Genomic DNA, 25638 nt, shown 5'->3' with positions numbered 1-25638 from the left:
GCGCCCGGGAGCAGGCGCTGGAGCCGGTGAGGGCGAGCGAGCTCCACCGCCTGAGCCGAGAATTTCTGCAGCTCAATGGCGCTGAACCCACGTCCGCGAAACGATCGGCCTCTGCTGTCGGCACGCCATCCGTCGGTCGGGCAGGCTCCAGGACAGTCGAATCGAGTCCAGTCCAGTCGAGTCCAGTCGAGTCGAGTCCGGGCGAGTCGGGACTGGCTCGGCCGGCATGGCTGGGGCCACCGCGCTATCTGGGCGTCAGCACACAGAATTCATTACCGTCGGGGTCGGCCATCGCCACCCGGCCGGCTGCGGCCTGGTCGGCGTCGTCGAGTCTCGTCGCTCCGAGAGAGCGCAGCCGCTCCACCTCTGCCTGCTGATCGACGTGCGCAGGTGGAGCGATGTCGAAGTGCACCCGGTCCCTGCCCGTCCTCGGCATCAACGGTGGACCGCCCCAGGTGATCTTCGGGCCGCCGTGCGGAGAGCGGATCGCGGTCTCTTGGTCTTGGTCCCAGACCAACGGCCACCCCAGGGCTTCGCTCCAGAAGTACCCGACTTCCTGCGAACCGTCGCAGGCCAGCGCTCCGATGAAGCCGCAGTCGGAGAGGAAATTGTTGCCCGGCTCGATCACGCAGAACTCGTTGCCTTCGGGGTCGGCGAGCACCACGTGGCCTTCCTCCGGGCGTTGCCCGACGTCGATGTGCTGGGCGCCGAGCCCCAGCGCCTTGGCCACCGTGAGCTGCTGGGCCTCCAGGGACGTACTCGTCAGATCGAAGTGCATTCGGTTCTGACCGACCTTCTGTTCCTGGGTCGGTAGGCAATGGATGCGGAACCCGGTGTCATCGCTGGGCGAGAGTGTGATGCCGGTATGTGGACCGTGGGGATCGTCGGGGCCCTCGGGGCCGTCGGTCATCTCCCAGCCCAAGAGTCCGGACCAGAACTGCGCGAGACGCAGCGGCTGAACTGCATCGAAGCAGAGCGCGAACAGTTGAGAAGCCATTCCCCACACATCTCCGATCCGCTGTCCGCCGCTCGTTGCCGTCACGGCTTCGCTGCGGCAGGGCCCCTGTGTGGCAGGGCTTGCTTGCCTCACGTAGCTGTCTGGCCGCAGGGGTTCGCTGTCATCCGGTGAACGCAAGCGTAGAGGTGCCCCGGCGTCACCTGCAGCCGAATTTCCCGGCCGTTGCGGATGCCATGACGAACGGGCTTGCCCCTGCCCCTACGTCATGGTTGGAGCCTTGCCGCATGACGAACAACAGCACTTACTCGGCTCGGCTCGTGCCGCCGATCGGCGGGTTTCAGAGGATCGACGGCCGCCGCGTTTTCGTGCATCGGTCGCGCGGCGGCGGACCGGCCGTGGTGTTCCTGCCGGGCGCCGGCGCGGTGGGCCTGGACTACTTTGGTGTCCAGCAACAGGTTTCGCGGTTCACTGCCGCGGTGGTGTACGACCGCGGCGGCGCCGGATACAGCGATCCGCTGCCGCGCCGCGCCGTCGCGGTCGCGGCCGCCATGGAATTGCGCGAACTGCTGCGCGCCCAGAGGATCCCCGCACCGTTCGTACTCGTGCCACTCTCCCTCGGTGGCATGTATGCGCATCATGTATGCGCATCGGTTCGCGCAGTTGTACCCGCAGGACGTGGCGGGCCGGGTCTGGTTGGACGCTTTCCACCGCGACTGGGACGACCCGGAGCACATACGGCAGGCGCTGATCGATGCCAAGATGAGTGATGAATGGGCTCATGCCGGCGTCGCCGAGCGCACCGTCCTGGCCGAACTCGCCGCCGAATTGCAGGCCGGGCCGAACATCGCCCGAGCCGGAGCGCGATGCCTCCGGCTACCGCCGCTACAGTGCGCAGACCGTATTGGATCTTCTCCGGATCAGAACGCTCGCCGATGCGGGGGGCGCTGGCCGGATGCGGGGGTGCCGCTGGCCCGTATCGACGCGCCCCTTGCTCAGCCGGCCGAATTCGCCGCGGCCGTCACCGACATCGACGCGCATTGCAGCGCAGGACCGACGAACTCACCGAATATCGCCGCCGGATCGCCGAACTGACCAGTGGCGAGGAGCTTGTCCTGCCCGCTGCGGTGGTCGCTGTCGCTGTCGCTGTCGCTGTAATGAATCGGATGCGCCCTCTCGGGGGCAGCGAGCGGAGGGTACGGCTGGAACGCGACTCGTGGTTCCTGCTGCAGGCCCTGGAACCGGAGGCCGTGCCACAGCGGGTACGGGAGAAGAACGCCAGCTTCGACGGTCTCGAGATGATGCGCCTGTATCTGGCGTGTGATCGATCAGTGGACTGGGATCCGCTCGATCCACGTGTGGACCGGCTCATCGACGACCTGGACGCATGGGAGATCGCATGCGAACGAGAGAGCAGTCCGTCGGGGCATCCGCAACTGGTCTTCTCCCGTCTCGTCGACGAGGCGACGCCGGCCTGGCAGCGCATCCTCGAAACGCTCGCACGCCGAGCCGAGTGGCGCCGAACCGCCAGCCACCAAGCGGACTCGGTGGACAGGAAGACGTGCTGTGCCAGGCGCCCGGAGGGCGTCTCGGCAGCCGCCCACTCGTTCATCAAGGCGTTGGCGGCCGTGCGCGAACGCTCGGCGGTACCGATGAGCCATTCGCTCAGCAGAGCTGTTCCAGCGGCAGGGCGAACGAGATCCAGAAAGCGTGTCATGGACGTTGACCCTCAAGCGTCAAGTGCACTTGAGATCAAGGGCGGTGCGTCGGAACTCCACGTCGCAGCGCACTTTCACCTGCCCGCACCTGCCCGAGTCACAGCGCATCACCATCGTGCCCAGCGCCACGTGCACGTAGTCTTTGGGGACTTGAGCCCGATCCGTGCCCTCGCCCTCTGGGAGACGACATGAGCACCGCCCTCCTCGTGATGGACGTCCAACGGGCCATCGTGGACATCGCGGTCGACGACTCCGCGTACCTGCCACGCCTGCGCAGGGCGATCGAGGGAGCTCGGGCGGCGAACATCCCCGTGATCTACGTGACCATCGCGTTCCGCCCCGGCTTTCCGGAAGTCGGCACGCGCAACAAGCCGCTCACGGCCATCGCGCAGGCCGGCCTCTACGTCGAGGGCTCGCCAGGCACCGAGATCCACCCCGAGGTCGCACCCCGGCCGGGCGACGTGGTGGTCACCAAGAAACGGGCGAGCGCGTTCTCGGGCAGCGACCTCGACGTGGTGTTGAGGGCACGCAACATCGACAGTCTCGTGCTCACGGGCATCGCCACCAGCGCTGTGGTGCTGTCCACCCTGTGCCAGGCGAACGACCTGGACTTCGGCCTCACCGTCCTCGCCGACGCCTGCCTGGACACCGACCCGGAGTTGCACCGGGTCCTCGTCGAGCGGCTGTTCCCGCAATGGGCGGACGTCGTGGGCGTAGCGGACTGGCTCGAAGCGATCGCACCACGATAGCGGCAGGTCAGGCGGGCGGCAGCTGCGACGCCACGGCCGGCAGCGGAGACAACCCGGGACGACAGCAACGACAACATGGGCCGGCAGCGGAGACAACCGGGATGGCAGCAACGACAACCCGGGAGGGCATCGGAGACGACGCGGGACGGCAGCAACGACAACACGGGCCGGCAGTGGCGACAACCCGGGTGATCGGCTCGGACGCCACGGCGTCGTGAGCCCCTCTCGTACCCGCACCGGTGCATGCTCGCTTCATGAGCGACCTCACCGCACCTGGCACAGTACGGATGGCCACCGCCCAGGGCCGTTGGGTCCTGCTGACGGCCGTCCTCGGTTCGGGCATGGCGATGCTAGACAGTACGGTCGTCAACGTTGCCCTGCCTCGTATCGGTACCGACCTGCACACCTCACTGGCCACCCTCCAGTGGACCGTCAACGCCTACCTGCTCACCCTGGCCGCGCTGCTCCTGCTCGGTGGCGCCCTCGGCGACCGCTACGGCCGACGCCGGATCTTCCTTATCGGCATGGTGTGGTTCGCCGCATCCTCACTGCTGTGCGGGCTGGCACCCAATGCCGCGGTACTCCTCACCGCCCGAGCACTCCAGGGCGTCGGCGGAGCGCTGCTCACCCCGGGCTCGCTCGCCCTCATCCAGGCCGTCTTCCACCCCGACGAGCGAGCCCGCGCGGTCGGCGCCTGGTCCGGCCTGGGCGGTGTGGCCACCGCGGCCGGTCCCTTCCTCGGCGGTTGGCTCGTGGACGGCCCCGGCTGGCGCTGGGTGTTCTTCCTCAACGTGCCCGTGGCAGCAGTGTGCGTGCCCCTCGCCGCCCGCCACGTGCCCGAGACCCGGGCCCCCACCACGCACGGCCGGTTCGACGTCCGGGGTGCCGTACTCGGCGCGATGGCGCTGGGCGCGGTGGCCTACGCCCTGATCGCGGCGCCCGGCCGGGGCACGGCCCCCGACGTACTGCTCGCCGCGCTCGGCGGCGTGCTGCTCGCGCTGGCCTTCCTCCGTGTCGAACGCCGGGATCCCGACCCCATGCTGCCGCCCTGGCTCTTCGGGCTACGGCAGTTCACCGCGATCAACGCGGTCACCGTCTGCGTCTACGCGGCCTTCGGCGGCTTCTTCTTCCTCACGGTGCTGTACTTGCAGGTGGGAGCGGGGTTCTCGGCGCTCGTCGCCGGGACCGCACTGCTGCCCACCACCGTGCTGATGTTGTTGCTCTCCTCCCGCTCCGGCGAACTGGCGCAGCGCATCGGTCCCCGCATCCCGCTCACACTCGGCCCCCTGGTATGCGCCACGGGCATGCTTCTGATGACGCGGGTCGGCACCGATGCCTCGTACCGCACCGAAGTGTTGCCCGCCGTCACGGTACTGGGCCTCGGCATGGCCCTCCTGGTCGCACCGCTGACCGCTACCGTGCTGGCCTCCGTCGACGTCACACACGCGGGACTGGCCAGCGGCGTCAACAACGCGGCGGCACGCGCCTCCGGCCTGCTCGCCGTGGCGGCCCTGCCCCTCCTGGCCGGCATGGGGCCCGAGACCTACCGCTCGGCCACCGCCTTCGCCGCCGGCTACCGACGGTCGCTCTTCCTCTGCGCCACCCTCCTCATCGCCGGCGCGGCCCTCGCCTGGTTCACCCTGCGTTCCCGCACCCCGGTCCTCGGCGGCACAGAGACACCGCGGCAGAGCGAAGCTCAGGGCCGGCAACAGAGCGCAGCCCGGGATGAAGAAAAAGCAGTCCGAGCGGAAGAAGGCGCAGCCCAGGGGAGGGCAAACGAATTCCAGGGCAGGGCAGACGAAGTCCAGAGGAGGACAGACGAAGCCCAGAAGAGGGCAGGGGAAGTCCAGGGGCAGCACTGCCGCCCCCAGTGCGCCTACCACTGCGGCGTGTCGGCGCCGCCCCTCGACCCCGGCACGCCGTCCTCCGCTCCGCCGCGCACGAGCGGCGACTGACCCCTACCCTCGGCAGATTCCCTCTCTTCTGTTGCCCGGCCCTCGACCGACGAGGGCGAACTGGCACAGTTCGAGGGCGGCTACCGGCTCTGCTACGTCCGCGGCCCGGAGGGCATCATCGTCGGATTGGCCGAGCAGCTCACCCGAAGGCCGGCGGCTCCAACGAGACAGGCACGGCTCCGTACTGAGCAGTGACTTACGGGGCGCGGCAGAGAACATGCAAGGGGTCGCGGACCGGTGAGCGGCCCGCCAGCGTCTGCGCCTGTGCCTGCGCCACCATGGCGTCCACCAGCCGAGGGCAAGGGGAACGGCCGAGGGTAAGCGGAGCAGCCGAGGGCAAGGGGAAGCCTGCCGTCACGTCCTCTCGCGTGAGTCGCACCGATGGCGGCGTACCCGCACCAGTGGCGTCGTAGCGCGGTGCCCGAACGGCTCATGCGCCAGCCGCCGTCGCGTGACTGTGCGGCGTACCGCTGAGACGGCGAAATGTGGTCGTCAGGCAGAGCGCGGCCAAGACCGCGCGGAGCCTTTCGAGGCCTGTCGAGGCCTTTCGGATGGGCAGTTCAAAGACAGCCAGCCGCCCATCGCTTGCTTTGATGTACCGAGGTGACGATCAATCCGCCGATATGGAGTTCTTGCTCTGGTTGGCATTGAAGCGCGCTTTCTTCTGACGATTCCCACACGTGTTCATGTCGCACCATTTGCGCGTGCGACTTTGGCTGGTGTCGAAGAAGGCGGCCTGGCAGGTCGCTGATGCGCACAAGGCCAATTTTCCATCTCGTTCGCCCGCGATGATGCTGATCGCATCGGCGGCGATCACGCTGAGGGCATCTTCCACGCGGGAAGCCGAACTGAGCTGCCATCGCCGCTGACCCTCGGGCGTCAGGATGGCCGCGGCTCGCCCCTGAGCGCTGCAGTCATTGATGACTTGGACAGCAGCTGCCGGGAGAGCGTCATGGACAGCGGCCGCTGTCGCGGCGGCGTGAATCGACTCTCTCAGTTCCCGAGCGAGTTCGAGCTGGGCAGTGGTGCAGGAGTCCACGGCGAGGCCGTTCACTGCCAGCCAGTCGATGAGTCGCTGCGGCGTGGGAATGCGCTCCACGGCGTTGCCGTGACGCTCCGACAGAGTCCCCGTGAAGCTGGTCGCCAGCACCTTGCCGAGACGGAAGTCAGGGAACTCAGCGCGCATGGAACCACCTTAGCAGGTTGCGCACAGGCGCGAAGGCGCGGTAGAACCGCCTTAGCCGGTTCGCGAGCTCATGACCGGTTCCGCGAAGGCCAGGAGGTCTCATGCCCCGTCTCACCAGCGACGTGCAAGCATTTGAAGCCCACGCAACCGACGCCGACCTCGACGATCTGCGCGCGCGACTGGCCGCGGCGCGGCTACCGGAGGCCGAGACCGTCCACCGTGCCGCGCCCGACCCTCGCCGATGGGGACAGGGCGTACCTCTCGCCGACCTCGTCGATGTCGTGAACTACTGGCGCACCGAATACAACTGGCGGTCGTTCGAAGCACGCCTCAATCGGATCGGCCAATTTCGCACGACAATTGATGATCTGGGCATCCACTTCCTGCACCGCCGATCCGCGCGCGCAGATGCCACCCCTCTGATCTTGACGCACGGCTGGCCGGACAGCATTGTTCGGTTCATCGATGCAGTGGACGAGCTGGCAGATCCGAAGGATGCAGATGCGCCCGCGTTCCACGTCGTGGTCCCGTCGTTGCCAGGTTTTGGTTACAGCGACAAGCCGGCCACCACCGGGTGGGGAACCGAAAAGATCGCGGCCGCGTGGGTGGAACTGATGGGAAGGCTCGGGTACCGCAAGTTCGCAGCTCACGGCGGCGACTGGGGCGGCAATATCACCACGGTTCTCGGCGGCAGGTTCCCGGCGCACGTTCTCGGCATCCATACAACGTTCGCCGAGGCGCCGCCCGGATTGACTACGGACGGGCTGACGGCGGCCGAGCGCGAATGGACCGAGGAAACCCGTGACTTCTGGCGCCACCGCGCGGCGTACGCCAAGCAGCAGGCAACCCGACCGCAGACCATCGGCTACTCGCTCGTCGACTCACCGGTCGGGCTTCTTGCCTGGATCCTTGACAAGTTCGCCGAGTGGTCGGATACCGAAGACAGTCCGTTCGAGACGATATCCATAGACAGCGTTCTTGACGACGTCACCCTGTATTGGCTGACGCGGACCGGCGCATCGGCGGCCCGGATCTACTACGAGAGCCACAACTCGCTCGACCCGGAACTTCGGGTCGACGTCCCGTCAGCACTCACTATGTATCCCCGCGACGTCGAGAAGTGTCCGCGCCCCTGGGCGCAGGAGCGGTACCGACAGATCGTCCGCTGGGCAGAGCCCGAAAACGGGGGACATTTCCCGTCGCTGGAGGTTCCCGAGTATTTCGTCAAAGATCTACGAGAGGGCCTCGCGGCAGTGCTGGCCGCCAATCAGTGAACGCGGCTCGGCGACTCGGCACTCGATCACCGCCTGATCGCCGGTACCGGTTCGGCGATGCGACGGACACCGGGCTCAAGCGGAGCTCGACTGCTACCGCGGGCCGGAGAAGAACTGCGGCCAGGCGGGCTGGGGCTCGTCGACGGCTGAAGGTTGTTCCGTGATGTTCCGTGACTGATCTTCCTCGGTGAGGTGAGGCAGTGGCGTCCGCCGTGAGGCGGGTTCGCGCACCCGGTTCGCGCACCCGGTTCGCGCACCCGGTTCGCGCACCCGGTTCGCGCACCCTGTGAGGCGCGGTGCGGCCACCTACCGGCAGCTGCCACTGGTCGGCCAGACTTGTGACGTGTGCTTACAGCGGCAGGAAAGAGCGTCCACCGAGATGATTGTGGTGACGGGGAGTTCCGGCCGGGTCGGGTCGGCCATGGCTGCGGCATTCGATGCGGCCGGCTGGGCGATCCGCGGCGTGGACCGGGCCCCCGGCCGCTGGACACATGTCATCGGCGACCTGCGGGATCGGTCGGTGCGGCAGGCCGCACTGCGTTCGGCTGATGTTCTCGTTCATGCCGCCGCGCTGCATGCCCCGCACGTCGGACGCCTGTCCGACGAGGAATTCCGTGCCGTGAACGTCAGCGTGACCGAGGAGCTGCTCCACGAGGCTGCTCGCCTCGGGGTCCGGCGTGTCCTCTACATCAGCAGCACGAGTGTGTACGGGCACGCCTTGGTGCCCACCGACCGAGCGGTCTGGGTGGACGAGCGGCTCACGCCGCTACCCCGGGACATCTATGACGAGACCAAGCTCGCTGCCGAGGCGCTGGTCGCCGCCAGCAACCTCTCCTCGATCACGCTGCGCATAGCGCGATGCTTCCCAGAACCCCTGCCTGTGCTGGCCCGCCACCTGCTGCACCGCGCGGTCGACGTGACCGATGTGGCGGCGGCGGGAGTTCTGGCCGTAGCGCACGACAGCGTGACCGGCACGTTCAACGTCTCCGGCCCTCATGCTTTCCGGCCAGAGGACTGCTTTGACCTCTACCGTGACGCTCGGGCGGTCCTTGCCGTCCGGGCTCCGGAGACCGTCGCGGCCTTTCACGCCCAAGGCTGGCCGGTGCCCGACCGACTGGACCGGGTCTACGACTCAACCGCTGCCGCGAACGCTTTCGGGTATCGGCCCGTTCACGGAATTCAACGTTTGCTGCAGGGACTCGCTCACGGGTAGGCCATCGCTCACCGAGCGGGCCGGGGACACACCTCTCGCCCCAGGTCCTCGAACGGCTACTGGGCCGAGGCGCGCAGGCTCAGTTAGCCGTTGCGGTACGTATTCCCAGACCGACCAGTACGGCTCCCGCCAGACGGCTCATCCCACGTCGGAAACGGGGCGTATCGGTTGCCGTGCGCGCCGCGGCGACCACCGACGTCCAGAACAGCAGCCACATCAATACGACGGCCACATGCGCGACTGCAAGCGTCGCGATTTGTGGCGCGACGGAGCGGTGGGAGGTGAGGAACTGCGGTACCAGGGAGAGATAGACCGATGCTGCCTTCGGGTTGAGGATGTTGGACCACAGTCCTTGCCCGAAGCCCCCGAGCTGAGTCCACGGCAAGCGCCATCGCTTCCGCACCGCCGGTTTGACGCCTCGACGCGTCGAGCGCCACGTGGTGATGCCCAGCCAGATGAGGTAAAGGCCGCCCAGGAGTTTTACCACCGTCAGTGCCTGAGCCGACGACATCACCAGGGCCGACAGGCCGATCGCTGCGAATGCCGCGTGTACCAAGAGCCCGCACGCTGAGCCGAAAGCAGCGCGTACGCCGTCGGCCCGTGAGCCCTCGATCACCTGCTGCGTCACGAGAGTGAAGCTGGTGCCGGGGATCAATGTGAGGGGTGTGACTGCGGCCGCGAAGGCGAGTATGTGATGCCATTGCACACCACGAGCCTAGGCATCGGGCCTGTGCGAAGCCGCTGGTTACCCGGTCCCGGTCTCCTTGGGCGGTGGCAGCCCTAGTGTGCCGCGAGCCTCTCGACCAGGCCGATACTCCGCGCCAGCAACTTCCGCTCCTCGTCCGACAATTCGGCTTCGATCGCCCGGGCGAGCCAATCCGCCCGGCGTCCCCGCTCCTCCTCCAGCAGGGCCTGCCCGGCAGGTGAGAGCTCGACCAGGCTCTTGCGGCCGTCGGTCGGATGCGCTCGGCGTGTGATCAGTCCCTGCTCCATGAGTAGCCCCACGGCTCGGGCCATGGACTGCGGGCGTACTCGCTGATCGGCCGCCAGCTCGCTGGTCGTCATCGCGCCGCTGCGATCCAGCGCGCCGAGTACGGCCACCTGGCCGTGCGGCATCTGGTCCTCGAGCTTCACGCGCCGCGTGAGCTTGCCCATCGCGGTGCGTAGTTCGGTCGCGACGGCAGCGGATTCCGGAAGGGGCATACCGCATGTTAACGCAGCGTAGCTACACAGCAAAACTAAACAGATGATCTGAACAGCTCAGCTGAACAGCCAAACTAAACAGCCAAACTAAACAGTGCAACTGCACAGCATGGCTGTAGAGTGTTCCGCGCCGGGCCCCGCGTCACCGTCGCCGCAGCCGAGCCCCGGCACGCATGCGACAAGGGGAAGGACTCCCATGACCGCCATCACCTCCGTCACCGGCCGCCGCATCCTCGACAGCAGGGGCAACCCCACCGTCGAAGTGGATGTGGAGCTCGCGGATGGATCCCTGGGCCGCGCCGCGGTCCCCTCCGGCGCTTCGACCGGCGCCCGCGAGGCCGTCGAACTCCGCGACGGCGACCCGGCCCGCTGGCACGGCAAGGGCGTCGACCACGCGGTACGCCACGTCAACACGGAACTTGCGGCCGCCGTCACCGGTCGCGAGGCCGAGGATCAGGCCGGTCTCGACGCCGTGCTCGTCGCCACGGACGGCACCCCCGGCAAGTCCAGGCTCGGCGCCAATGCGATCCTCGGTGTCTCCCTGGCCGCCGCCAAGGCCGCGGCCGCCGCGCACCGCCTGCCGCTCTACCGCTACCTCGGCGGCTCCGGCGCCCGGCTGCTGCCCGTACCGATGATGAACATCGTCAACGGGGGCGCGCACGCCGACAATCCGCTGGACTTCCAGGAGTTCATGATCGCCCCGATCGGCGCGGAGTCCTTCGCCGAGGCCGTACGGATGGGGTCCGAGATCTTCCACACCCTGCGCCGCGACCTCCTCGCCGCCGGGCACTCCACGGGCGTGGGCGACGAGGGCGGCTTCGCGCCCGCTCTGCGCACCGCCGAGGAGGCCCTCGACTTCGTGGTGGCCGCCGTGGAGCGCACGGGTTACCGGCCGGGCACGGACATCGGTCTGGTCATGGACCCGGCGTCGTCCGAGTTCTTCCGTGCGGGCGTCTACGACTACACCGGGGAAGGAGTGCAGCGCACGCCCGCCGAAAACGCCGACTACCTGATCAAGTTGATCGACGCCTACCCCATCGTGTCGATCGAGGATCCGATGGCGGAGGACGACATGGCGGGGTGGCAGGATCTGACCGCACGGGTCGGTGCGCGCTGCCAGCTCACCGGCGACGACGTGTTCTGTACGAATGAAACCCTTCTGCGCGAGGGCATCGACTCCGGCGTCGCCAACTCGATCCTGGTGAAGGTCAACCAGATCGGCACCCTGACGGAGGCTCTGGCCACGGTCAACGCCGCTCACCGGGCGGGCTACACCGTCGTCATGTCGCACCGCTCGGGAGAGACGGAGGACACAACGATTGCGGACCTGGCGGTGGCCACGGGCTGCGGCCAGATAAAGACCGGATCGCTGTCCCGCTCCGACCGCACCGCGAAGTACAATCAACTGATCCGTATCGAGGAGCAGTTGGGCGACAGCGCTCAGTACGCGGGCGCGGCAGCGCTGCGCCGCTGATACCGCAACGCTGCTTGCCGCGACGACGGGACAGAGCGGTCGTCGGTGTGATGATGAGGGGATGAGCGGGATGAGGGGATGAGTGGGGGAGTGGGGGATGACAGGTCAGGTTGGGGTGGGGAACGGACTGGACACCGCCCTCTGAGATGACCGCCTTCCCGCATCTGGCCACTGGCCCTCGCGCATGACCCTGGGCCCGCCGGAACACATTCCGGCGGGCCCAGGGGCAAGTAGCGGGGACAGGATTTGAACCTGCGACCTCTGGGTTATGAGCCCAGCGAGCTACCGAGCTGCTCCACCCCGCGTCGGTACCGCAACTCTATGCGATACCCGCCACCACACCTAATCGGGGAGTCGGTACCGGGAAATCAGTGGCGACTGACCATGCGCAGCGTTTGCCGGTGCAAGACGGCCGACAGCGCGGCGGCCGGCACATGCGCCACTGGTTGCGACCACTGAAGGTGCCGTTGTTGCGTTCGCCGCGCCCGTGAGCTGATCGGCAATCAGGTAGAGCCGGGGGAGCCGTTCGAGGTCCTTTGTGGTGGGGTGTGGAGGACTTCGCGGGCCTGGACCGCGGCGCGAACTATGCTCTCGGAGACGAAGTCGACGAAGCGGGCGATGTTTTCGAGTCGAGCGGCGGCCGGGGTGTCGGGACCGAGGACGCTGACGCCCTGTCGTGCGGTCTCGGCGAGGTGGGCGGTGCCGCGGGCGCTGGCCAGCATGGATTGGTACCAGACGTCGTCGTCGACGACGTAGCGCTCGCGGCGGCCTTCGTCGCGTTCTCGGCGGACCAGCCCCTGGCCCTCCAGGTACGCGATGGCTTTGGAGACGGACGCCGGGCTGACGTGCAGGTGCTGCACGAGTTCGGCTGCGGTGAGGCTGCCCGCGTCGCTGATGTAGAGGCAGGCCAGTACCCGAGCCATCATCTTGGGCGTGCCCGATTGCATGAGGACGGTGGTGAGCACCTCCTCGTACTCACGTACGGCCTCGGCGTCGCGCCCGTGAGTCTGCTGCTCGGGCGTCCCCGCCCTTTGGGGTACTGCCTGCTTGCGCCGGTGGGCGCGGCGTTCGGTGGCACGGTGGGCCAGATCGGCGCGGTAGGTGGTGGGGCCGCCGTTACGCATCACCTCCCGCGTGACCGTCGAGGTCGGGCGGTCCAGGCGCCTGGCGATCTCCGCGTAGGAGAGGTCGTCGGCCAATCCCAGCGCGATCTGCTGGCGTTCCTGCTGGGTGAGCCTGCCGCCCGGCATTCAGATCTCCTCCGCGATGCGTTCCCTCGTGATCCTGGAGTCTCCAACATAGCGTTCACCTCCAATCCATTGCAACGAACCGGTAGTGAGTTGTTGCGTTACTCTGCATGTCATTGCAATGGTTTTGTGGCAACTAGCTGCAATAACAGGGTTTTCTCGCGACGAGAGTGTTGCCTATTAGGTGAATGCAACGTAGCGTTTTGTGCATCGGAAACAGTGAGTCGAAGGAGTACACAATGCAGAAGTTCGACACTCCCGCCCCGGTGACCGCCGTCCTCGACATCCCCGCGGGACACGTCAGATTCATCGCCGCCGATCGGGCCGACACCGTGGTCGAGGTACTGCCCGCGGACGCCTCGAAGGGCCGTGACGTGAAGGCGGCGGAGCAGATCGAGGTCGCGTACGGCGATGGTGTCCTGCGGATCGAGGCCTCCGCGGCGAAGAACCGGCTCGTCGGTGCTCCCGGGTCCGTCGAGGTGACCATCCAACTGCCCGCTGACTCCCGGGTCGAGGCGAAGGCGGCCAGTGCCGAGTTCCGAGGAGTGGGACGGCTCGGCGACGTCACCTTCGAGAGCGCGCAGGCTTCGGTCAAGCTCGATGAGGTCGCGAACGCGCGCCTCACCCTCCTCGAGGGCGACGTCTCGGTCGGCCGCCTGGGCGGCTCGGCGGAGGTCAGCACGCAAAAGGGTGACATCCACATCACCGAGGCCGTGCGCGGAACGGTCACGTTGCGCACCGGGCACGGCGAAATCTCGGTCGGTGCCGCTCGCGGAGTCAGCGCCACTCTCGACGCAGGCACTACCTACGGTCGGGTCCACAACGCACTCAAGAACACCGACGGTGGTGCCGCCGGCCTGAACATCCACGCGACCACCGCGTACGGGGACATCACCGCCCGCGCCCTCTGACGAAGCGTCGCGCACGGCCGGCGCGTCGGGGGATGCGCCGGCCGTTCGGGCTGCACGGCACCGTGGTGCCGGACGCCTCGTCGAAGAGCCGAAGACAGGTACCTGGGTCGCACGTCACGGCTACTACCGTTGACGCAACGAGTGGGAAGCCGAGAGGGGAGAGACGAGAAAGAGTCGAGACGAGAGAAAAAGGGGCGTGCACATGGTGGACCAGGACCACGTGAGTGTGACCCTCACGGTCGCCGAGCCCGCCGCGAAGGTGTTCGCGGTGCTGACGGACCCGACGACCCATGCTGCGATCGATGGCACCGGCTGGGTCCAGGAGCCTGTCGACCGGGCGCTGCTGACCGATGTGGGGCAGGTTTTCCGGATGGCCATGTATCACCCGAACCATCCCGACGGCGACTACCAGGTGGCCAACAAGGTCCAGGTGCTCGCCCCGCCCCGCGCCATCGGCTGGTTGACGGGGGAGGAGAAGGACGACGGTCACCTGGAGTTCGGCGGTTGGTTCTGGCGTTATGACCTTTCGCCGCTCGGCCCGTCCGAGACGGCGGTCACGCTCACTTACGACTGGTCGGCGGTGCCACGGTCCATCCGGGAGTACCTCCGGTTCCCGCCGTTCGGCCCTGAGCATCTCACCAACTCGCTGCACCACCTGGCCGAGCTGGCAGCCAGCAGGTGAAGCGTCGACCTAGGTTGTCGTCGGTGCTCCGGTGCTCCGGTGCTCCGGTGCTCCGGTGCTCCGGCGGCCCGGTGCCCCGGCGTGTTTCAGCCTTGTGCCACGGAAGCCTGTCCGATTCGTCGGCAACACCTCCGCCAGACCACTGACCAGCCGCAGCCATGCGGCATGAGACAGCCGGTTACCGCCACCGACAGGCCGGTACAGACGCTCAGCTCCTCGCCGATGCGGGCGCCGACCGGACCGTGCACGGCCTGGTGGCCGTATGGCGACCCGGTGAAGAGCAGCAGACCGATACGCTGATCCTCCGTGATGGTCAGTGCCGGTCCCAAGGGGGTTTCCGGCGTGGTCAGCCACAGCAAGCCGATAGGGAGCCCTTCCTCGGCTGTCACACGCGGCAGGATGAGTGCCCAGCCCGTCGTCACCGCGCCGCAGACCGTGTCATACAGCTGCCACTGGCCGAGGCTGGTCAAGCCGCTCTTCCAGTTCGGCAACACGAACCGGCGCCACGCGTACTGGCACGCCACCCTTGCCGGGCGTCCGTTCGGTACGGCAGCGCCGGGTCCCGGGCCCAGCTGGCCCGCCTGGCCCGCCCAGGGCGTTGCAGGTTCGCTGGCGCGACGGCGGTGGCGGTGGTGGCGGTGGCGGCTGTCTGTGCTTGTGCGTCGATGGTGGTCGCCTCCTCGGCGCCTGCGTCGGGATCGGGCGGGTGCGGTTCAGCCTTCATGGCTCACCAGACGCCGCGGGCCGACTCCTGGTTCACCGGACGGGTGACTGTCACCCGGTCGATGTGGCCGGTCCCCTCGTCCGGGTGGTGCCGTCGTCGAGCGACGCGCTCGGTGGCGATCGACATGTCATTCGCGCTCGCGGAGGTACGCCTCCAGCTCTGCGGCGCCGTTCAGCATCGCTCGCCCGCGGGCGGGCAGCCGGCCGTGCCAGTCGGGGAGGCGGTCTTCCAGTAAGAGCACCATGCGGATGGGGGCGCTGGATGCGCCACCGCCGGACACCGTCGAGGGGCCCTGTACGAACCCGTACTCCCCGGGGGCGGAAAGCCGTACTCCCGGGGGCAGGTGGCAGCTGTGTGGTTGTTGCCCAGCGGCTCGCCAACGCCCTCGGCGCTACGAGGCCTACGCACCGCGCATCCTCTTGGTTCGGCTACTCTCCGCTCGACCCGGCACGCCTGGCGGACGGCGACGGCATCGTGTTCGTCAAGGACGTTGGGCAGAGGGGAGGCGGGCCAGCAAGTGGGCGTCGAGGAAACCCCGTTCGGAGGCCGGATCGTGGAGCAACCGGGCGAAGGGGACGAGGCCGGCCCCGGCCAGCAACTCGGCGAACCGGTCCACCGGCCAGCTGTAGGCGGGCGCCACCTTGTGGTCGAAGCGGACCGGCTCCGGCCCGTCCGTCGCGAAGAACGAGACCAGGAGCAGGCCGCCGGGTGCCAGGACACGTACCGGCTCGGCGAGCAACGCGGGCAATTCCTCGGGCGGGGTATGGATCATCGAGTAGTGGGACAGCACGCCGCCGAGCGTGTCGTCCTCGACCGGCAGGGCCTCCATCCGTGCCTCGTCGAACCGCAGCTCCGGATGGGCTCGCCGGGCGTGCTCGACCATGCCCGGGGAGAGGTCGAGCCCGAAGGCCTCCAGGCCCAGATCGTGCAGCATGGCCGTGAGATGACCAGGTCCGCATCCGACGTCGGCCGCCCGCGGGTTCCCCGTCGCGCGTACCAGCTCGGCGAAGGTGCCGATCATGTTTCGCGAGAACGGCTGCGTCTCCAACCGGTCGGCGAACAACGACGCATAGAGTTCGACGACCCCGTCGTAGGCCGCTCTGGTCTCGTCCTGGTATCCCGTCACGGGGAAGGAAAATAGCATCCGCTCGCCGGCGGAACAGGTGCGTGCACACTTCAGTCCCGCGCAGGCGGGGCTGAGGTCCCGCGCAGGCGGGGCTGAGGTCCCGCGCGGGCGGGGCTGAGGTCTCGCGCGGCAGGGGCTCTGCACGTCCTCGGCGTGCGAACGGGTGGCGTGCGAGGCGTGCGGCGACCTCGCGGGCTTTCCGCGCCGAGCGCCTCCGCAATGAGCCGCAGCATTACCGAGCTACCCGATCGCGGGGATCGCCACAGGGATCGCCACAGGGATCGCGCATTCGTACAGGCGTGCTGAATGTGCTTGCGGTGCCCTCGTACTGGCTGGCACGGCACGCCTTGTCCTGATGATCTGATAACGAATCGCGCCAAATGGATGATAACTGGACATGAAGGGCATTTATGCGTAGCTTCACCTCGCACTCATTGCACTCGCGTCTGCATTCCGGCTGGGCGCGTACCGTGCCTACCGAAAGATCGGATAAATGGACAATAAGCCTGCCGTGTCCGTGCCGACCGCGTTTCCCTCATGAGCGCTAGAGCGCTGACGGCCGCGTCCGACTTCTTCGCTCCCCGCGCGGACATCGACGGCCTGCTCCAGGAATTCCTGACGGAGAAGGCGCGCACCGCCACCGTGCCCGGCCAGGCGGCGCTCGCTCTCCTGCTGCGGGAATTCAGTGACGGCGGGAAGCGGTTTCGGCCGCTGTTGTGTGTGGCCGGATGGCATGCGGCAGGCGGTCAGGGAGACCCCGCGGGCGCAGTCCGACTGGCCGCTTCCATCGAGCTGGCGCACGCGTGCGCGCTCATTCACGACGACATCATGGACGCGGCCGACAGCCGTCGTGGGCGGGCCACCGTGCATCGGCAGCTGGCCAGGAACCATAAACTGCCCTCCATGGCTGATCAGTTCGGGATCAGTGGAGCCATTCTCGTGGGGGATCTCGCCCTCGTCTGGTCGGACGAACTGCTGCACACCACGCCCATGCCGGACGCCCACCGGGCCGCCGTACTGCGCTGCGTCGACCTCGCGCGGAGTGAGCTGATCGCGGGTCAACACCTGGACCTGCTCGTCACCGGCGATCTCGATGTCAGCGTCGAGACCACGCTGACCGTCCTCCGCTACAAGACGGCCAAATACACCGTCGAGCGACCCTTGCAGGTGGGAGCCGCCCTCGCCGGCGCCGGACATCAGGTCATGGACGCCTGCAGCGCCTACGGCGTGCCGCTGGGCGAGGCGTTCCAACTCCGGGACGACGTACTCGGAGTGTTCGGCGACCCGGACCGGACGGGCAAGTCGCGCCTCGACGACCTGCGCGAAGGCAAGTGCACCAGTCTCATCGCCCACGCCCTCCGCGCCGCCGAGCCCGTCCAGGCCCGCCGGCTGCGCGCTTTGATCGGCAATCCCCGGCTGGGGGAGCGTGAAGCGGCGGAGGCCCGTGACATCCTCACACGCACCGGGGCCCGGGCCGCGGTGGAGCAGATGATCGAAGAGCGGTACCGGCAGGCCCTGGACGCCTTGGCCGCCGCTCCCTTCCCGCCGGGCGTGGCCCACACGCTGGAAACCGTCGCGGAGGCGACCGTTCACCGCACGGCATGAGGCCGATGAAGCACGCAGCCCAGAACCACCTGCCCGAGCACGGAGCACGGAGTACGGAGTACGGAGCCGAGCAATGACCACCCTGACCACGCGCGCCCCCACAGCGATCCTGCAGAGCGCCTGGCGCGAGATCCATCTGAGCTGGCTCTTCATCCGCACCGACCGCTGGACCACCGTCTTCCCCGCCACCTGCTTCGTCATGGCGGCCACCGTCAACGCGCGGCTGTCCCCTTACGAGACCGCGGTCTCCGTCGGTCTGGGCGCGCTGTACTTCTGGCTGTTCGTCTACGAGCACACACTGGCCAACCAGCTCGTCGGAGTGGACGAGGACCGCATCAACAAACCCTTCCGGCCACTGGTCACCGGCCACAGCACCCTCCGCGGCGCCCGGCTGCGGCTGATCGCCGTCCGGGTCACCTTCCCCGTGTACGGCTACTGCCTGGGCATCCTGAAGTGGGCCCTGCTGTGGCAGATCCTCTCCCTGCTCCAGCACGAGTACGGCTGGGGTCGGCACTGGCTGGGCAGGAACCTCTACGCCGGTATCGGAGTCGTCGCCCAGCTGGCGGCTGCCTGGGAGATCGTCGGTGTCCTCACGCCGTATGCCTGGCGCTGGATCGTGACACTGACGGTCACCGTGACCCTTCTGATGTCCGTCCAGGACCTCCGCGACATCAACGGTGACCGCGCGGTCAACCGCTCCACCATGCCGTTGGTCCTCGGAGAGACGCGTACCCGGATCTTCCTGTGCATCGGCTTCGCCGTCGGCCCCGTCGCCATCCACCACTTCCTGATGGCACCCGCCGGCCCCTACTGGTGGATCGTCGCGACGGACGTACTGCTCGGGAGTCTGAGCCTGCTCCTGGCGGCCCGGGTGGTGCTGTTCCGCTGCCTGGCGCACGACCGACGCACCTACCGTCTGGTGGAACAGTGGTACACACTCGCCCTCGCCGCCTCCATCTACACACTTCGCTGACCAAGGGAACCGACGTGCGGGCAGTGGTAATGCAACGACGGCCACAGCGACAGACGGAACGACAGTCACAGCGACAGTCACCCCGACAGACGGAACAACACTCACAGCGACAGGCGGAACGGCAGACGGAACGACAGGCACAGCGGCAGTCACGGCTGCGGATCAGTGACGTGTGGAAGGCGTACGGGCGCAGGCAGGTACTGCGCGGCGTCGACCTCGACGTGCCCGCGGGGACGTTGACCGGCATCGTCGGCGAGAACGGTGCGGGCAAGAGCACACTGCTGCGGATCGCGGTGGGAGAGCTGACGCCCGACCGGGGCACCGTGGTGCGGACCGGCGCAGTGGGGTACTGCCCGCAGCGTGCCGTACTCAACGACTCGTTCACCGTCGGGCAGCACCTGCGGCTGTTCCAGGTGGCCTACCGGCTGCCGACGCTGGACCGCGCTCACGAGCTGATGGACCTCCTGGCGGTGACCGACTGCAGGCGGCAGCGGGCCGGAGAACTCAGTGGCGGGACGCGGCAGAAGCTGAATCTGCTGCTCGCCCTGATGCACGATCCGAAGCTGTTGGTGCTGGACGAGCCCTACCAGGGTTTCGACTGGGACACCCACCAACGCTTCTGGTCCCTCGCCGCCGACCTGCGCGACCAGGGGCGGTCCGTCATCGTGGTCTCCCACCTCCTGCACGACCTGGCCCGATTCGACGCGGTCGGTCGCCTGCACGAAGGCCGCCTCGACAGCGAGGAGCTCACCTGATGTGGCGTGTCGGCGAGGAGCTCACCCGGTGAGGCTGCACTGGGCGGCTTTCACCGAGATGCTGCGTTGCACCCTGCTGAGCCACTTGCGCAACCGGCTGGCCTTGCTCCTGACGATCGTGTTCCTCCCCGGCTGGATCGCCGTGGCGCGGCTGTGCGCCTCGGACCAAGTGCTGCGTTTCTCGCTGGACTCCGCCGGCAGCGGCGTCCTCGCCCGGGCGAATCAGGTCAGCCAGGTGGCCAACGCGCTCGCCGCCGTCACCCTGGTCACCGGGTTCGTGACGTTCATGCAGACGTTCAAGGCCGGGGGAGTGGACCGCCGACTGATACTGGCCGGCTACCCCCGCGTCCCGATGTTGCTGGCGAAGGGCGCCGCCGTCGCCCTCATCGCCGCGCTCCTGGCGCTGTACACCACGGCCGTACTGTGGGTCTCCCTACCGGTACGCCAACTGGGACCCCTGGCCCTCGCGGTCCTCGGCGCAGGCCTGGCCTACGGCGGTATCGGCCTGCTGCTGGGCTCATTGGTCCGCGGTGAACTGGAAGGCTTCTTCCTCGTCATCATGCTCAGCCTGGTCGACACCGGCCTGCAGAACCCCGTCCTCAACGTGGCCGACCTGTCCGCCCTGGCGGTCTTCCCCCTGTACGGGGCCAATCAGCTGGCGCTGGCCGCCGCGTTCACCACCTCCACACCCTGGTCCTACGGGCTGCTCTCACTCGCCTGGTCCGCCGGCGCCGGGGCGCTGGCCCTGCTGGGCCTCCATGCCCGCAGCCGCTCCCACTGCGAGGTGGGCACGAGCCCGGGCATCGGGGCCACCCCCGCCGGCGGGGGCCGGTTCACGCCCCTTGGCTCCGGACGTAGCGGCCCAGTGCCATGAGGGGAAAGACGCGCGCGTAGTGCCCGTACTGCGCGGCCACGGCCCCAGGGACGAGCACGCCCGTGAACTGCGGCTCGTACCAGGAGCCGGCATCCGTCTGCCGCTCGGTCAGCCAGCACACCCCGGCCCGGACCGCGGCACTGTCGTGCTCCCCCGCGGCCAGCAGCGCCAGCAGCGCCCAGGCGGTTTGTGAAGGGGTGGACGGCCCACGGCCGGCGCGCGCCGGATCCTCGTAGGACTCCCAGTCCTCGCCCCAACCGCCGTCCGCGTTCTGTACGGACACCAGCCAGCCGACTGCGCGCCGTACGGAGTCGTGGCCGCGCGGGACTCCGGCGGCGATGAGGGCCGGCACCACGCACCCGGTGCCGTAGAGGTGGTTCACGCCCCAGCGCCCGTACCACGAACCGGTCGTCTCCTGCTGCCGGAGCAGCCAGCGGACGGCGCGCCGGGTGCGAGGATCGCGCTCCATTCCGCGGGCGGCCAGCATCTCGACCACGTGGGCGGTGACGTCGGCGGTGGGTGGGTCGACGCAGTACTCGCCGAAGTCGAAGAAGGGCAGTTTGCCGGGGAGGGTGCTGGTGTTGTCGGCGTCGAAGGCCGACCACCCGCCGTCCTTGCCTTGCATGCCGAGGCTCCACCGCACCGCCTTGCGTACCGCGGCATCGATGCGCGACGGTTCGGGATGCGCGACGCCGCACAGTGCGAGGACCACCTCGGAGGTGTCGTCGAGATCGGGGTAGCTGCGGTTGTGGAACTGGAAGGCCCAGCCGCCGGGGGCGAGCCCGGGCCGCCGCACGGTCCAGTCGCCGGGTCGGTCGGCCTGCCGGGTGAGCAGCCAGTCGGCGGCCTTGACCAGCGCGGGGTGGTCGGCGGCGAGTCCTGCGTCGAGCAGCGCGTTGATGGACAGGCAGGTGTCCCAGACCGGGCTGTGGACGGTCTGGATCTCCCGCACGTCCTTCTCGGGCCAGGCGTCGCACTCCGCCAAGTAGCGCCAGGCGGCCTTGAGGACCGGGTGGTCCGATGCGTAACCCTGCAGGTGCAGGGCGAGCATCGCCCAGATGGTCATCGGGGTGCACGCGCCCCAGCTGCCGTCCACTTCCTGACGCTCGATGAGCCAGCGGGCACACGCGCGCGTGGCGGTCCTTCGTACGGGCCGGGGAGTGACCTGCAGAGAGGCGCGCAGCGCCGTGTTCAGGCCCGCGAAGACCCGCTCGCGGGCGCCGGCCGCCGAGTGGGTGTCCGCCGAGGTGGCGGACGTGGCGAAGAGTTCGTCGATGCCGAAGGGGGCCGGGCGCACGGGCCGGTGTGCGCTGATGACGGCGAGCGCCACGAGTGCCGGACGCATCACGGAGCTGAAGGAGTAGATGTTCAGGGGCGCCCAGGTGGGCAGGGCCATGATGTGTGGTGGGATTTCGGGCAGGTCGTCCCAGCTCCACCAGCCGAACATGGCAAGCCACACCCGTGCCGTCAGCTGTGCGGCGGCGACGCCGCCCTGTTCGCGTACCCACGCCGCGCACCGGCGCATATGGTCCTCATCCGGCTGGTCACCGGCGAACCGGAGCGCCACGTACGCCTGGATGGTGACGCCCAGATGCCCCGCGCCGTCGAAGACCAGGGGCCAGGAACCGTCCGCGCTCTGCTGGGAACGGATCCACCGGCCGCTCGCAGCGACCACTCGGTCGTCCACCACGCCGAGGAGCTGCCGCAGGAACACGTCGTGGGCGTCATAGCTCACGTCCGTCCGGAAGGGCTCCTTCCACCACCCCTCGGAGTGCTGCCGGGCCAGCAGGTGCTCCGTGGCGCGCCGCACCGCCCGCCGAGCCGCTGCCTCGGGAGCGTCGTCCGCCACCCGTGACGTGTCGTCAGCTGTCGTCGTCATGGCACTCCCGTACGTCACCGATGGTCGGATATGCCGCGAAACTATCGATAGGGGGCAGTGGAGTACACGCGGACGCGCGGGGAGTCACGCATCCGCCTCACGGAAAGCCGCGCGCTGCGACGCCGGGAGGGCGCCCGGGTGAGCCAGGACGCCGGCTCGGACCGGGTGAGCCGGGACGCCGGCTCGGACCGAGCGGGCTCCGAGTGCTGGCTACGGTTGCTCCCGTATGCCACCGGACTGTCACTGGAGAACTTGTGTGCCGTCGACCTACTGCCGATGTGGGGGTAGCGCGCAGGCCGGGGTGCCACCGGGGAGCCGTTGGCGGTTGTCGGAGATGAGCCGGTAGACGCCGTGGGCCATCCAGCGCACCGGCGGCAGGGTGAGCACCGCTCCCAGGACGGCCCACCCTTTGCCCGCACTCAGCAGCACTTTCGCGACGGCCTGCGCGCCACCGTAAACCGTGTTCGTCGGTGTCACCCACAGCGCCTCGTGCTCGGCCCGGCGCTGTGAGACACCGAAGGAGGCGAGGGTGGCGCGCTGCCACGGAGTGATGTCGCAACGCGGCCGAAGGTGCCGCTCGATGAGCCGCACCGAGGATGTGCAGAAGCCGCAGTCTCCGTCGTAGACCAGCACGGGTCGAGTTCGCATGAATTCATCATGCGTCTTGAAGCGGGGGAGCGCGGTGACCAGGGGCGGCGAGCGGGAAGCCGAGCAGTCCGCGCAGTCCGCAGGGGGGGCGCGTGGGCGAGATCCGTGCGGCCGCTGCGCTGACCGGCCGGCGTGCTGTGGGCTCGAAGGCGAGGGGAGACGGCACGGTGTGGCCGTATGGACGGGTGCGTGCCCCTCAGTGCGCGCGCTCGGCAGTTGCTTCGTGGTAGGCGGCGGTCAGCTCCGCGAGGACGCCGTCCGTCGGTACTGCCGCTCCTTCGAGGTGGGTGGCGCGGAGCTCGGTCATGAAGCGTTCCCGCAGCGGGGGGCCGCCGGCGGCCAGTAGCTCGGCCCGGACCGTCAGTTCGGGCGTCGTATCGAGCCAACGGGCTCCCCACGCGGCCAGTTGGGCCAGCACCGGAACCAGCTGGATCGATGCCTCGGTGAGGTGGTAGGCGACCTTCTGCCGGTGGCTCGGGTCGTCGTGACGGGTGAGGAGGCCCGCGTCGACCAGTTTCGTGAGGCGGCTGGCGAGGATGTTGGACGCTATGCCCTCGATGGACGCGTTGAGCAGCTCGCGGAAGTGGGTGCTGCCGCCGAACATGATGTCCCGCAGGACGATGAGGCTCCATCTGTCTCCGAGGAGTTCGATCGACATGTTGATCGGGCAGCCCGACTTACCCGCGGGGACGGGGAGCTTCTCCTGGGCAACTGGTTGCAGCATGAGGGCAGTCTAGCTAGGCTGCCAACCGATTGCGGATTGCAACCAGAGGGGGTAGCTGTGGCACAGCTTGTCCGCGTTCACAACTTCAGCGTCTCCAGCGACGGATACGGTGCGGGGGAGGGGCAGTCCCTTGAGCGGCCGTTCGGTCACGCTGACCCGGCCGCGCTCTTCTTCTGGTCGGGCGCCACCGCGCACGCTCCGACCCGTACCGATCCCGGAGGCACCTACGGCCTCGACGACTACTGCACGCGCGACTTCTCCCGCAACGTCGGCGCCGAGATCATGGGCCGCAACAAGTTCGGTCCGCAGCGCGGCCCCTGGGAGGACTACGACTGGCAAGGATGGTGGGGCGACGAGCCCCCTTCCATACGCCGGTGTTCGTTCTCACCCATCACGAGCGGCCGTCCATCACGCTGGGCGACACCACGTTCCACTTCCTCGAGGCGTCACCGAAGGACGCGCTGGCCAGGGCCTTCGACGCCGCGGAGGGCAAGGACGTGCGCATCGGCGGCGGCGTCGCCACTGTCCGGGAGTTCCTCGACGCCGATCTCGTCGACACGATGCACGTCGCCGTTGCGCCGGTCGAACTCGGCCGCGGTGAACGGCTGTGGGCGAGCCCCGAGGAGCTCACCGACCGCTTCCACCTGGAGCAGATCCCGAGCCCGAGTGGCGTGGTACATCACTTCTTCTGGCGTCGGTGACCGGCGGAGAGGAGAGCGCGGGGCCGAGTCACCGTCCTGCGTCGCGTCCGGTCAGCTCGCCGTCTCGTCCTGCTGCCGGCGCACCATCTCGGTGATCCAGACGGGCGCGTACGGAGACGTGCAGCCAGGGGAGGTCGGATAGTCCTTGAGTACCTCCAGGCGCTCCCCGATGCCGAGGGCGCGGGCGCGGTACTCGGCGTGCTCGATCCCGATCCGAGCCAGGCAGTGGTTCATCGCCCACTGCAGGCGATCCGGGGCGTCCCTCATCTCCGCTTCGATGACATCGAGCAGCCCCGCGAGGTCGAGGCCCTCGGGTTTCTTCGCCACACGCTCGGTGGTCAGCGCCCAGCCGGCGCCGGCGACCACCGGATCCGGGTCTGCGGTCCAGGCCACGCGCAACTCTTCGGAGTGCGGGCTCTTCTTCACCACGTAGTTCACGAGCCAGTCCTGCACTTTGGGAGCGCGCGCCTCGCGCAGCATGGCGTCCAACTCGTCCCGCCCAAACGCCTTCGGGCGGCAGATCAGGAGGGCCAGCAGCCTTGCCGCGGTGTCACCTGTCTCCCAGAGCTGACACGCCAGTTCCTGCTGCGTCTTGAGCCGCTTCGCGATCGCGCGCAGTGCGCTGAGGTTCACACCGTGATCGTCACCGTGCTTCTCGTTCACCCTGCGCGTCTTCGGGTTGTCGAGATCGGCCAGCTCGGCCATCACCTCGGCCACCATCGGCTCGGTCACCTCGGCCTCCCGCTCCTCACGTGCGACAACCACCCTATGCCGGCCGACGGCCTCCTGCCGCACGTGCCGATGCGGAGGCGGTGCGGGGCCGACGGCCGCCGACCTCGTCAGACCGCTGCAGTACGTCGAGCGGTGGCGGTCGGGTGAAGCAGGGAGACGTCCGGGGGCGGAGTGGGAACCCTTGCCCACGATCGCAGATGTCGTGATTGTCGGACTGTGGTACCGATTGTCGTGGGAGGTCAGATGGGCGGGCCGGCGTGCGGTCGCTTCACGCTGCCGGTCACCGACACCGTTCCGGCCTCCCGCACGGCGTTGCGCATGACGTTCGCG

The 25638-nt window shown here is 68.4% G+C and carries 25 protein-coding genes, 1 tRNA gene and 2 pseudogenes; 14 read left to right on the top strand and 14 right to left on the bottom strand.

Going from position 1 to position 25638, the window contains the following annotated elements:
* Positions 1-244: 244 nt before the first annotated feature.
* Positions 245-997 carry a VOC family protein gene (locus tag IF20_RS12845; RefSeq protein ID WP_052865264.1) on the bottom strand — a complete coding sequence of 251 codons (753 nt, stop codon included), beginning with the start codon at positions 995-997 and terminating at the stop codon, positions 245-247.
* 588 nt (positions 998-1585) lie between these two features.
* Between IF20_RS12845 and IF20_RS39105 the strand changes: the two genes are divergently transcribed.
* The 4 genes from IF20_RS39105 (at position 1586) to IF20_RS12830 (ending at position 5377) form a co-directional block, all read left to right on the top strand.
* Positions 1586-2050, top strand: coding sequence for a hypothetical protein (locus IF20_RS39105; protein WP_199896577.1), 465 nt, complete (start codon positions 1586-1588; stop codon positions 2048-2050).
* Positions 1996-2865, top strand: a complete 870-nt coding sequence (locus IF20_RS39100; protein WP_052865263.1) for a hypothetical protein — start codon at positions 1996-1998, stop codon at positions 2863-2865. The genes IF20_RS39105 and IF20_RS39100 overlap by 55 nt, the downstream gene beginning before the upstream one ends.
* Positions 2862-3422, top strand: a complete 561-nt coding sequence (locus IF20_RS12835; protein WP_052865262.1) for a cysteine hydrolase family protein — start codon at positions 2862-2864, stop codon at positions 3420-3422. The genes IF20_RS39100 and IF20_RS12835 overlap by 4 nt, the downstream gene beginning before the upstream one ends.
* 254 nt (positions 3423-3676) lie before the next feature.
* Positions 3677-5377 carry an MFS transporter gene (locus IF20_RS12830; RefSeq protein WP_052865261.1) on the top strand — a complete coding sequence of 567 codons (1701 nt, stop codon included), beginning with the start codon at positions 3677-3679 and terminating at the stop codon, positions 5375-5377.
* A 610-nt stretch (positions 5378-5987) separates the two neighbouring features.
* Here the strand turns inward: IF20_RS12830 and IF20_RS12825 are convergent.
* Positions 5988-6563, bottom strand: a complete 576-nt coding sequence (locus tag IF20_RS12825; RefSeq protein ID WP_052865260.1) for a CGNR zinc finger domain-containing protein — start codon at positions 6561-6563, stop codon at positions 5988-5990.
* Positions 6564-6664: 101 nt separating this feature from the next.
* Here IF20_RS12825 and IF20_RS12820 point away from each other — a divergent pair, with 101 nt between their 5' ends.
* Both IF20_RS12820 and IF20_RS12815 read left to right on the top strand, forming a co-directional pair.
* Entirely contained in the window at positions 6665-7837 is a 1173-nt protein-coding gene (locus IF20_RS12820) for an epoxide hydrolase family protein (protein WP_052865259.1), read from the top strand.
* A 379-nt stretch (positions 7838-8216) separates the two neighbouring features.
* Entirely contained in the window at positions 8217-9050 is an 834-nt protein-coding gene (locus IF20_RS12815) for an NAD-dependent epimerase/dehydratase family protein (protein WP_110944115.1), read from the top strand.
* Between the two features lie 79 nt (positions 9051-9129).
* Here the strand turns inward: IF20_RS12815 and IF20_RS12810 are convergent, their stop codons facing one another.
* Positions 9130-9756, bottom strand: coding sequence for a LysE family translocator (locus IF20_RS12810; protein ID WP_052865258.1), 627 nt, complete (start codon positions 9754-9756; stop codon positions 9130-9132).
* A gap of 74 nt (positions 9757-9830) precedes the next feature.
* Positions 9831-10253 (bottom strand): MarR family winged helix-turn-helix transcriptional regulator, encoded by a 423-nt coding sequence (locus IF20_RS12805; RefSeq protein ID WP_052865257.1) that lies wholly within the window; start codon positions 10251-10253, stop codon positions 9831-9833.
* Positions 10254-10449: 196 nt separating this feature from the next.
* On the opposite strand from IF20_RS12805, the gene eno reads away from it, so the two are divergent.
* On the top strand, positions 10450-11727 hold the full coding sequence (gene eno, locus IF20_RS12800; protein ID WP_052865256.1) for a phosphopyruvate hydratase: 1278 nt from the start codon (positions 10450-10452) through the stop codon (positions 11725-11727).
* Between the two features lie 231 nt (positions 11728-11958).
* Here the strand turns inward: eno and IF20_RS12795 are convergent.
* Together IF20_RS12795 and IF20_RS12790 are read right to left on the bottom strand one after the other, a co-directional pair.
* A tRNA-Met gene (locus tag IF20_RS12795) sits at positions 11959-12032 on the bottom strand.
* A gap of 198 nt (positions 12033-12230) precedes the next feature.
* Positions 12231-12977: a GbsR/MarR family transcriptional regulator gene (locus IF20_RS12790; protein WP_052865255.1), complete on the bottom strand. Its 747-nt coding sequence runs from the start codon at positions 12975-12977 to the stop codon at positions 12231-12233.
* A gap of 236 nt (positions 12978-13213) precedes the next feature.
* Between IF20_RS12790 and IF20_RS12785 the strand changes: the two genes are divergently transcribed.
* A complete protein-coding gene (locus IF20_RS12785) occupies positions 13214-13885 on the top strand; it encodes a DUF4097 family beta strand repeat-containing protein (RefSeq protein WP_052865254.1) in 672 nt (223 codons plus the stop codon).
* Between the two features lie 202 nt (positions 13886-14087).
* Complete coding sequence (locus IF20_RS12780) at positions 14088-14567, top strand: SRPBCC family protein (protein WP_234426628.1); 480 nt, start codon at positions 14088-14090, stop codon at positions 14565-14567.
* Positions 14568-14653: 86 nt separating this feature from the next.
* On the opposite strand, the gene IF20_RS12775 is transcribed toward IF20_RS12780, so the two are convergent.
* The 4 genes and pseudogenes from IF20_RS12775 to IF20_RS12770 form a co-directional block, all read right to left on the bottom strand.
* The gene (locus tag IF20_RS12775) at positions 14654-15037 is read right to left on the bottom strand and encodes a hypothetical protein (protein WP_199896576.1); all 384 of its coding nucleotides are present in this window, start codon (positions 15035-15037) and stop codon (positions 14654-14656) included.
* A gap of 257 nt (positions 15038-15294) precedes the next feature.
* Positions 15295-15417 carry a hypothetical protein gene (locus IF20_RS40470; protein WP_267881127.1) on the bottom strand — a complete coding sequence of 41 codons (123 nt, stop codon included), beginning with the start codon at positions 15415-15417 and terminating at the stop codon, positions 15295-15297.
* A gap of 1 nt (position 15418) precedes the next feature.
* Positions 15419-15523: pseudogene (locus IF20_RS37635) on the bottom strand (MerR family transcriptional regulator); the annotation flags it as partial.
* A gap of 249 nt (positions 15524-15772) precedes the next feature.
* Entirely contained in the window at positions 15773-16417 is a 645-nt protein-coding gene (locus tag IF20_RS12770) for a class I SAM-dependent methyltransferase (protein WP_110944114.1), read from the bottom strand.
* A gap of 537 nt (positions 16418-16954) precedes the next feature.
* On the opposite strand from IF20_RS12770, the gene IF20_RS12765 reads away from it, so the two are divergent.
* From IF20_RS12765 to IF20_RS12750, 4 genes are all read left to right on the top strand, one after another.
* The gene (locus IF20_RS12765) at positions 16955-18022 is read left to right on the top strand and encodes a polyprenyl synthetase family protein (protein WP_052865250.1); all 1068 of its coding nucleotides are present in this window, start codon (positions 16955-16957) and stop codon (positions 18020-18022) included.
* A 73-nt stretch (positions 18023-18095) separates the two neighbouring features.
* Entirely contained in the window at positions 18096-18995 is a 900-nt protein-coding gene (locus IF20_RS12760; RefSeq protein ID WP_052865249.1) for a UbiA family prenyltransferase, read from the top strand.
* Positions 18996-19165: 170 nt separating this feature from the next.
* Positions 19166-19750 carry an ABC transporter ATP-binding protein gene (locus IF20_RS12755; protein WP_052865248.1) on the top strand — a complete coding sequence of 195 codons (585 nt, stop codon included), beginning with the start codon at positions 19166-19168 and terminating at the stop codon, positions 19748-19750.
* Positions 19751-19778: 28 nt separating this feature from the next.
* On the top strand, positions 19779-20624 hold the full coding sequence (locus IF20_RS12750) for a hypothetical protein (protein ID WP_199896575.1): 846 nt from the start codon (positions 19779-19781) through the stop codon (positions 20622-20624).
* On the opposite strand, the gene shc is transcribed toward IF20_RS12750, so the two are convergent.
* From shc to IF20_RS12730, 3 genes are all read right to left on the bottom strand, one after another.
* Positions 20584-22503: a squalene--hopene cyclase gene (gene shc / locus IF20_RS12745; RefSeq protein WP_052865247.1), complete on the bottom strand. Its 1920-nt coding sequence runs from the start codon at positions 22501-22503 to the stop codon at positions 20584-20586. The two genes, IF20_RS12750 and shc, sit on opposite strands and share 41 nt — an antisense overlap.
* Positions 22504-22770: 267 nt before the next feature.
* Positions 22771-23151, bottom strand: coding sequence for a thiol-disulfide oxidoreductase DCC family protein (locus IF20_RS12735; protein ID WP_052865245.1), 381 nt, complete (start codon positions 23149-23151; stop codon positions 22771-22773).
* Positions 23152-23347: 196 nt separating this feature from the next.
* Entirely contained in the window at positions 23348-23875 is a 528-nt protein-coding gene (locus IF20_RS12730; RefSeq protein WP_052865244.1) for a winged helix-turn-helix transcriptional regulator, read from the bottom strand.
* A 57-nt stretch (positions 23876-23932) separates the two neighbouring features.
* Between IF20_RS12730 and IF20_RS12725 the strand changes: the two are divergent.
* A pseudogene (locus tag IF20_RS12725) lies at positions 23933-24576 on the top strand (dihydrofolate reductase family protein).
* Between the two features lie 51 nt (positions 24577-24627).
* Here the strand turns inward: IF20_RS12725 and IF20_RS12720 are convergent.
* Positions 24628-25296 (bottom strand): DNA alkylation repair protein, encoded by a 669-nt coding sequence (locus IF20_RS12720; RefSeq protein ID WP_052865510.1) that lies wholly within the window; start codon positions 25294-25296, stop codon positions 24628-24630.
* Between the last annotated feature and the right edge of the window lie 342 nt (positions 25297-25638).

Source organism: Streptomyces niger, from assembly GCF_000718305.1.
Classification (GTDB): domain Bacteria; phylum Actinomycetota; class Actinomycetes; order Streptomycetales; family Streptomycetaceae; genus Streptomyces; species Streptomyces niger.
Note: the sequence above shows the minus strand (reverse complement) of the source record. Positions and strands in the feature narration are given on the sequence as shown.

Coding starts and splice junctions, on each gene's coding strand:
- IF20_RS39105 (WP_199896577.1), top strand. CDS start 1,586: ATGCGCATCATGTATGCGCATCGGTTCGCGCAGTTGTACCCGCAGGAC.
- IF20_RS12765 (WP_052865250.1), top strand. CDS start 16,955: ATGAGCGCTAGAGCGCTGACGGCCGCGTCCGACTTCTTCGCTCCCCGC.
- IF20_RS12815 (WP_110944115.1), top strand. CDS start 8,217: ATGATTGTGGTGACGGGGAGTTCCGGCCGGGTCGGGTCGGCCATGGCT.
- IF20_RS12735 (WP_052865245.1), bottom strand. CDS start 23,151: ATGCGAACTCGACCCGTGCTGGTCTACGACGGAGACTGCGGCTTCTGC.
- IF20_RS12825 (WP_052865260.1), bottom strand. CDS start 6,563: ATGCGCGCTGAGTTCCCTGACTTCCGTCTCGGCAAGGTGCTGGCGACC.
- IF20_RS12780 (WP_234426628.1), top strand. CDS start 14,088: ATGGTGGACCAGGACCACGTGAGTGTGACCCTCACGGTCGCCGAGCCC.
- IF20_RS12835 (WP_052865262.1), top strand. CDS start 2,862: ATGAGCACCGCCCTCCTCGTGATGGACGTCCAACGGGCCATCGTGGAC.
- IF20_RS12790 (WP_052865255.1), bottom strand. CDS start 12,977: ATGCCGGGCGGCAGGCTCACCCAGCAGGAACGCCAGCAGATCGCGCTG.
- IF20_RS12845 (WP_052865264.1), bottom strand. CDS start 997: ATGGCTTCTCAACTGTTCGCGCTCTGCTTCGATGCAGTTCAGCCGCTG.
- IF20_RS12820 (WP_052865259.1), top strand. CDS start 6,665: ATGCCCCGTCTCACCAGCGACGTGCAAGCATTTGAAGCCCACGCAACC.
- IF20_RS40470 (WP_267881127.1), bottom strand. CDS start 15,417: ATGTCGATCGCCACCGAGCGCGTCGCTCGACGACGGCACCACCCGGAC.
- IF20_RS12830 (WP_052865261.1), top strand. CDS start 3,677: ATGAGCGACCTCACCGCACCTGGCACAGTACGGATGGCCACCGCCCAG.
- shc (WP_052865247.1), bottom strand. CDS start 22,503: ATGACGACGACAGCTGACGACACGTCACGGGTGGCGGACGACGCTCCC.
- IF20_RS12785 (WP_052865254.1), top strand. CDS start 13,214: ATGCAGAAGTTCGACACTCCCGCCCCGGTGACCGCCGTCCTCGACATC.
- IF20_RS12730 (WP_052865244.1), bottom strand. CDS start 23,875: ATGCTGCAACCAGTTGCCCAGGAGAAGCTCCCCGTCCCCGCGGGTAAG.
- IF20_RS12720 (WP_052865510.1), bottom strand. CDS start 25,296: ATGGTGGCCGAGGTGATGGCCGAGCTGGCCGATCTCGACAACCCGAAG.
- IF20_RS12760 (WP_052865249.1), top strand. CDS start 18,096: ATGACCACCCTGACCACGCGCGCCCCCACAGCGATCCTGCAGAGCGCC.
- IF20_RS12805 (WP_052865257.1), bottom strand. CDS start 10,253: ATGCCCCTTCCGGAATCCGCTGCCGTCGCGACCGAACTACGCACCGCG.
- eno (WP_052865256.1), top strand. CDS start 10,450: ATGACCGCCATCACCTCCGTCACCGGCCGCCGCATCCTCGACAGCAGG.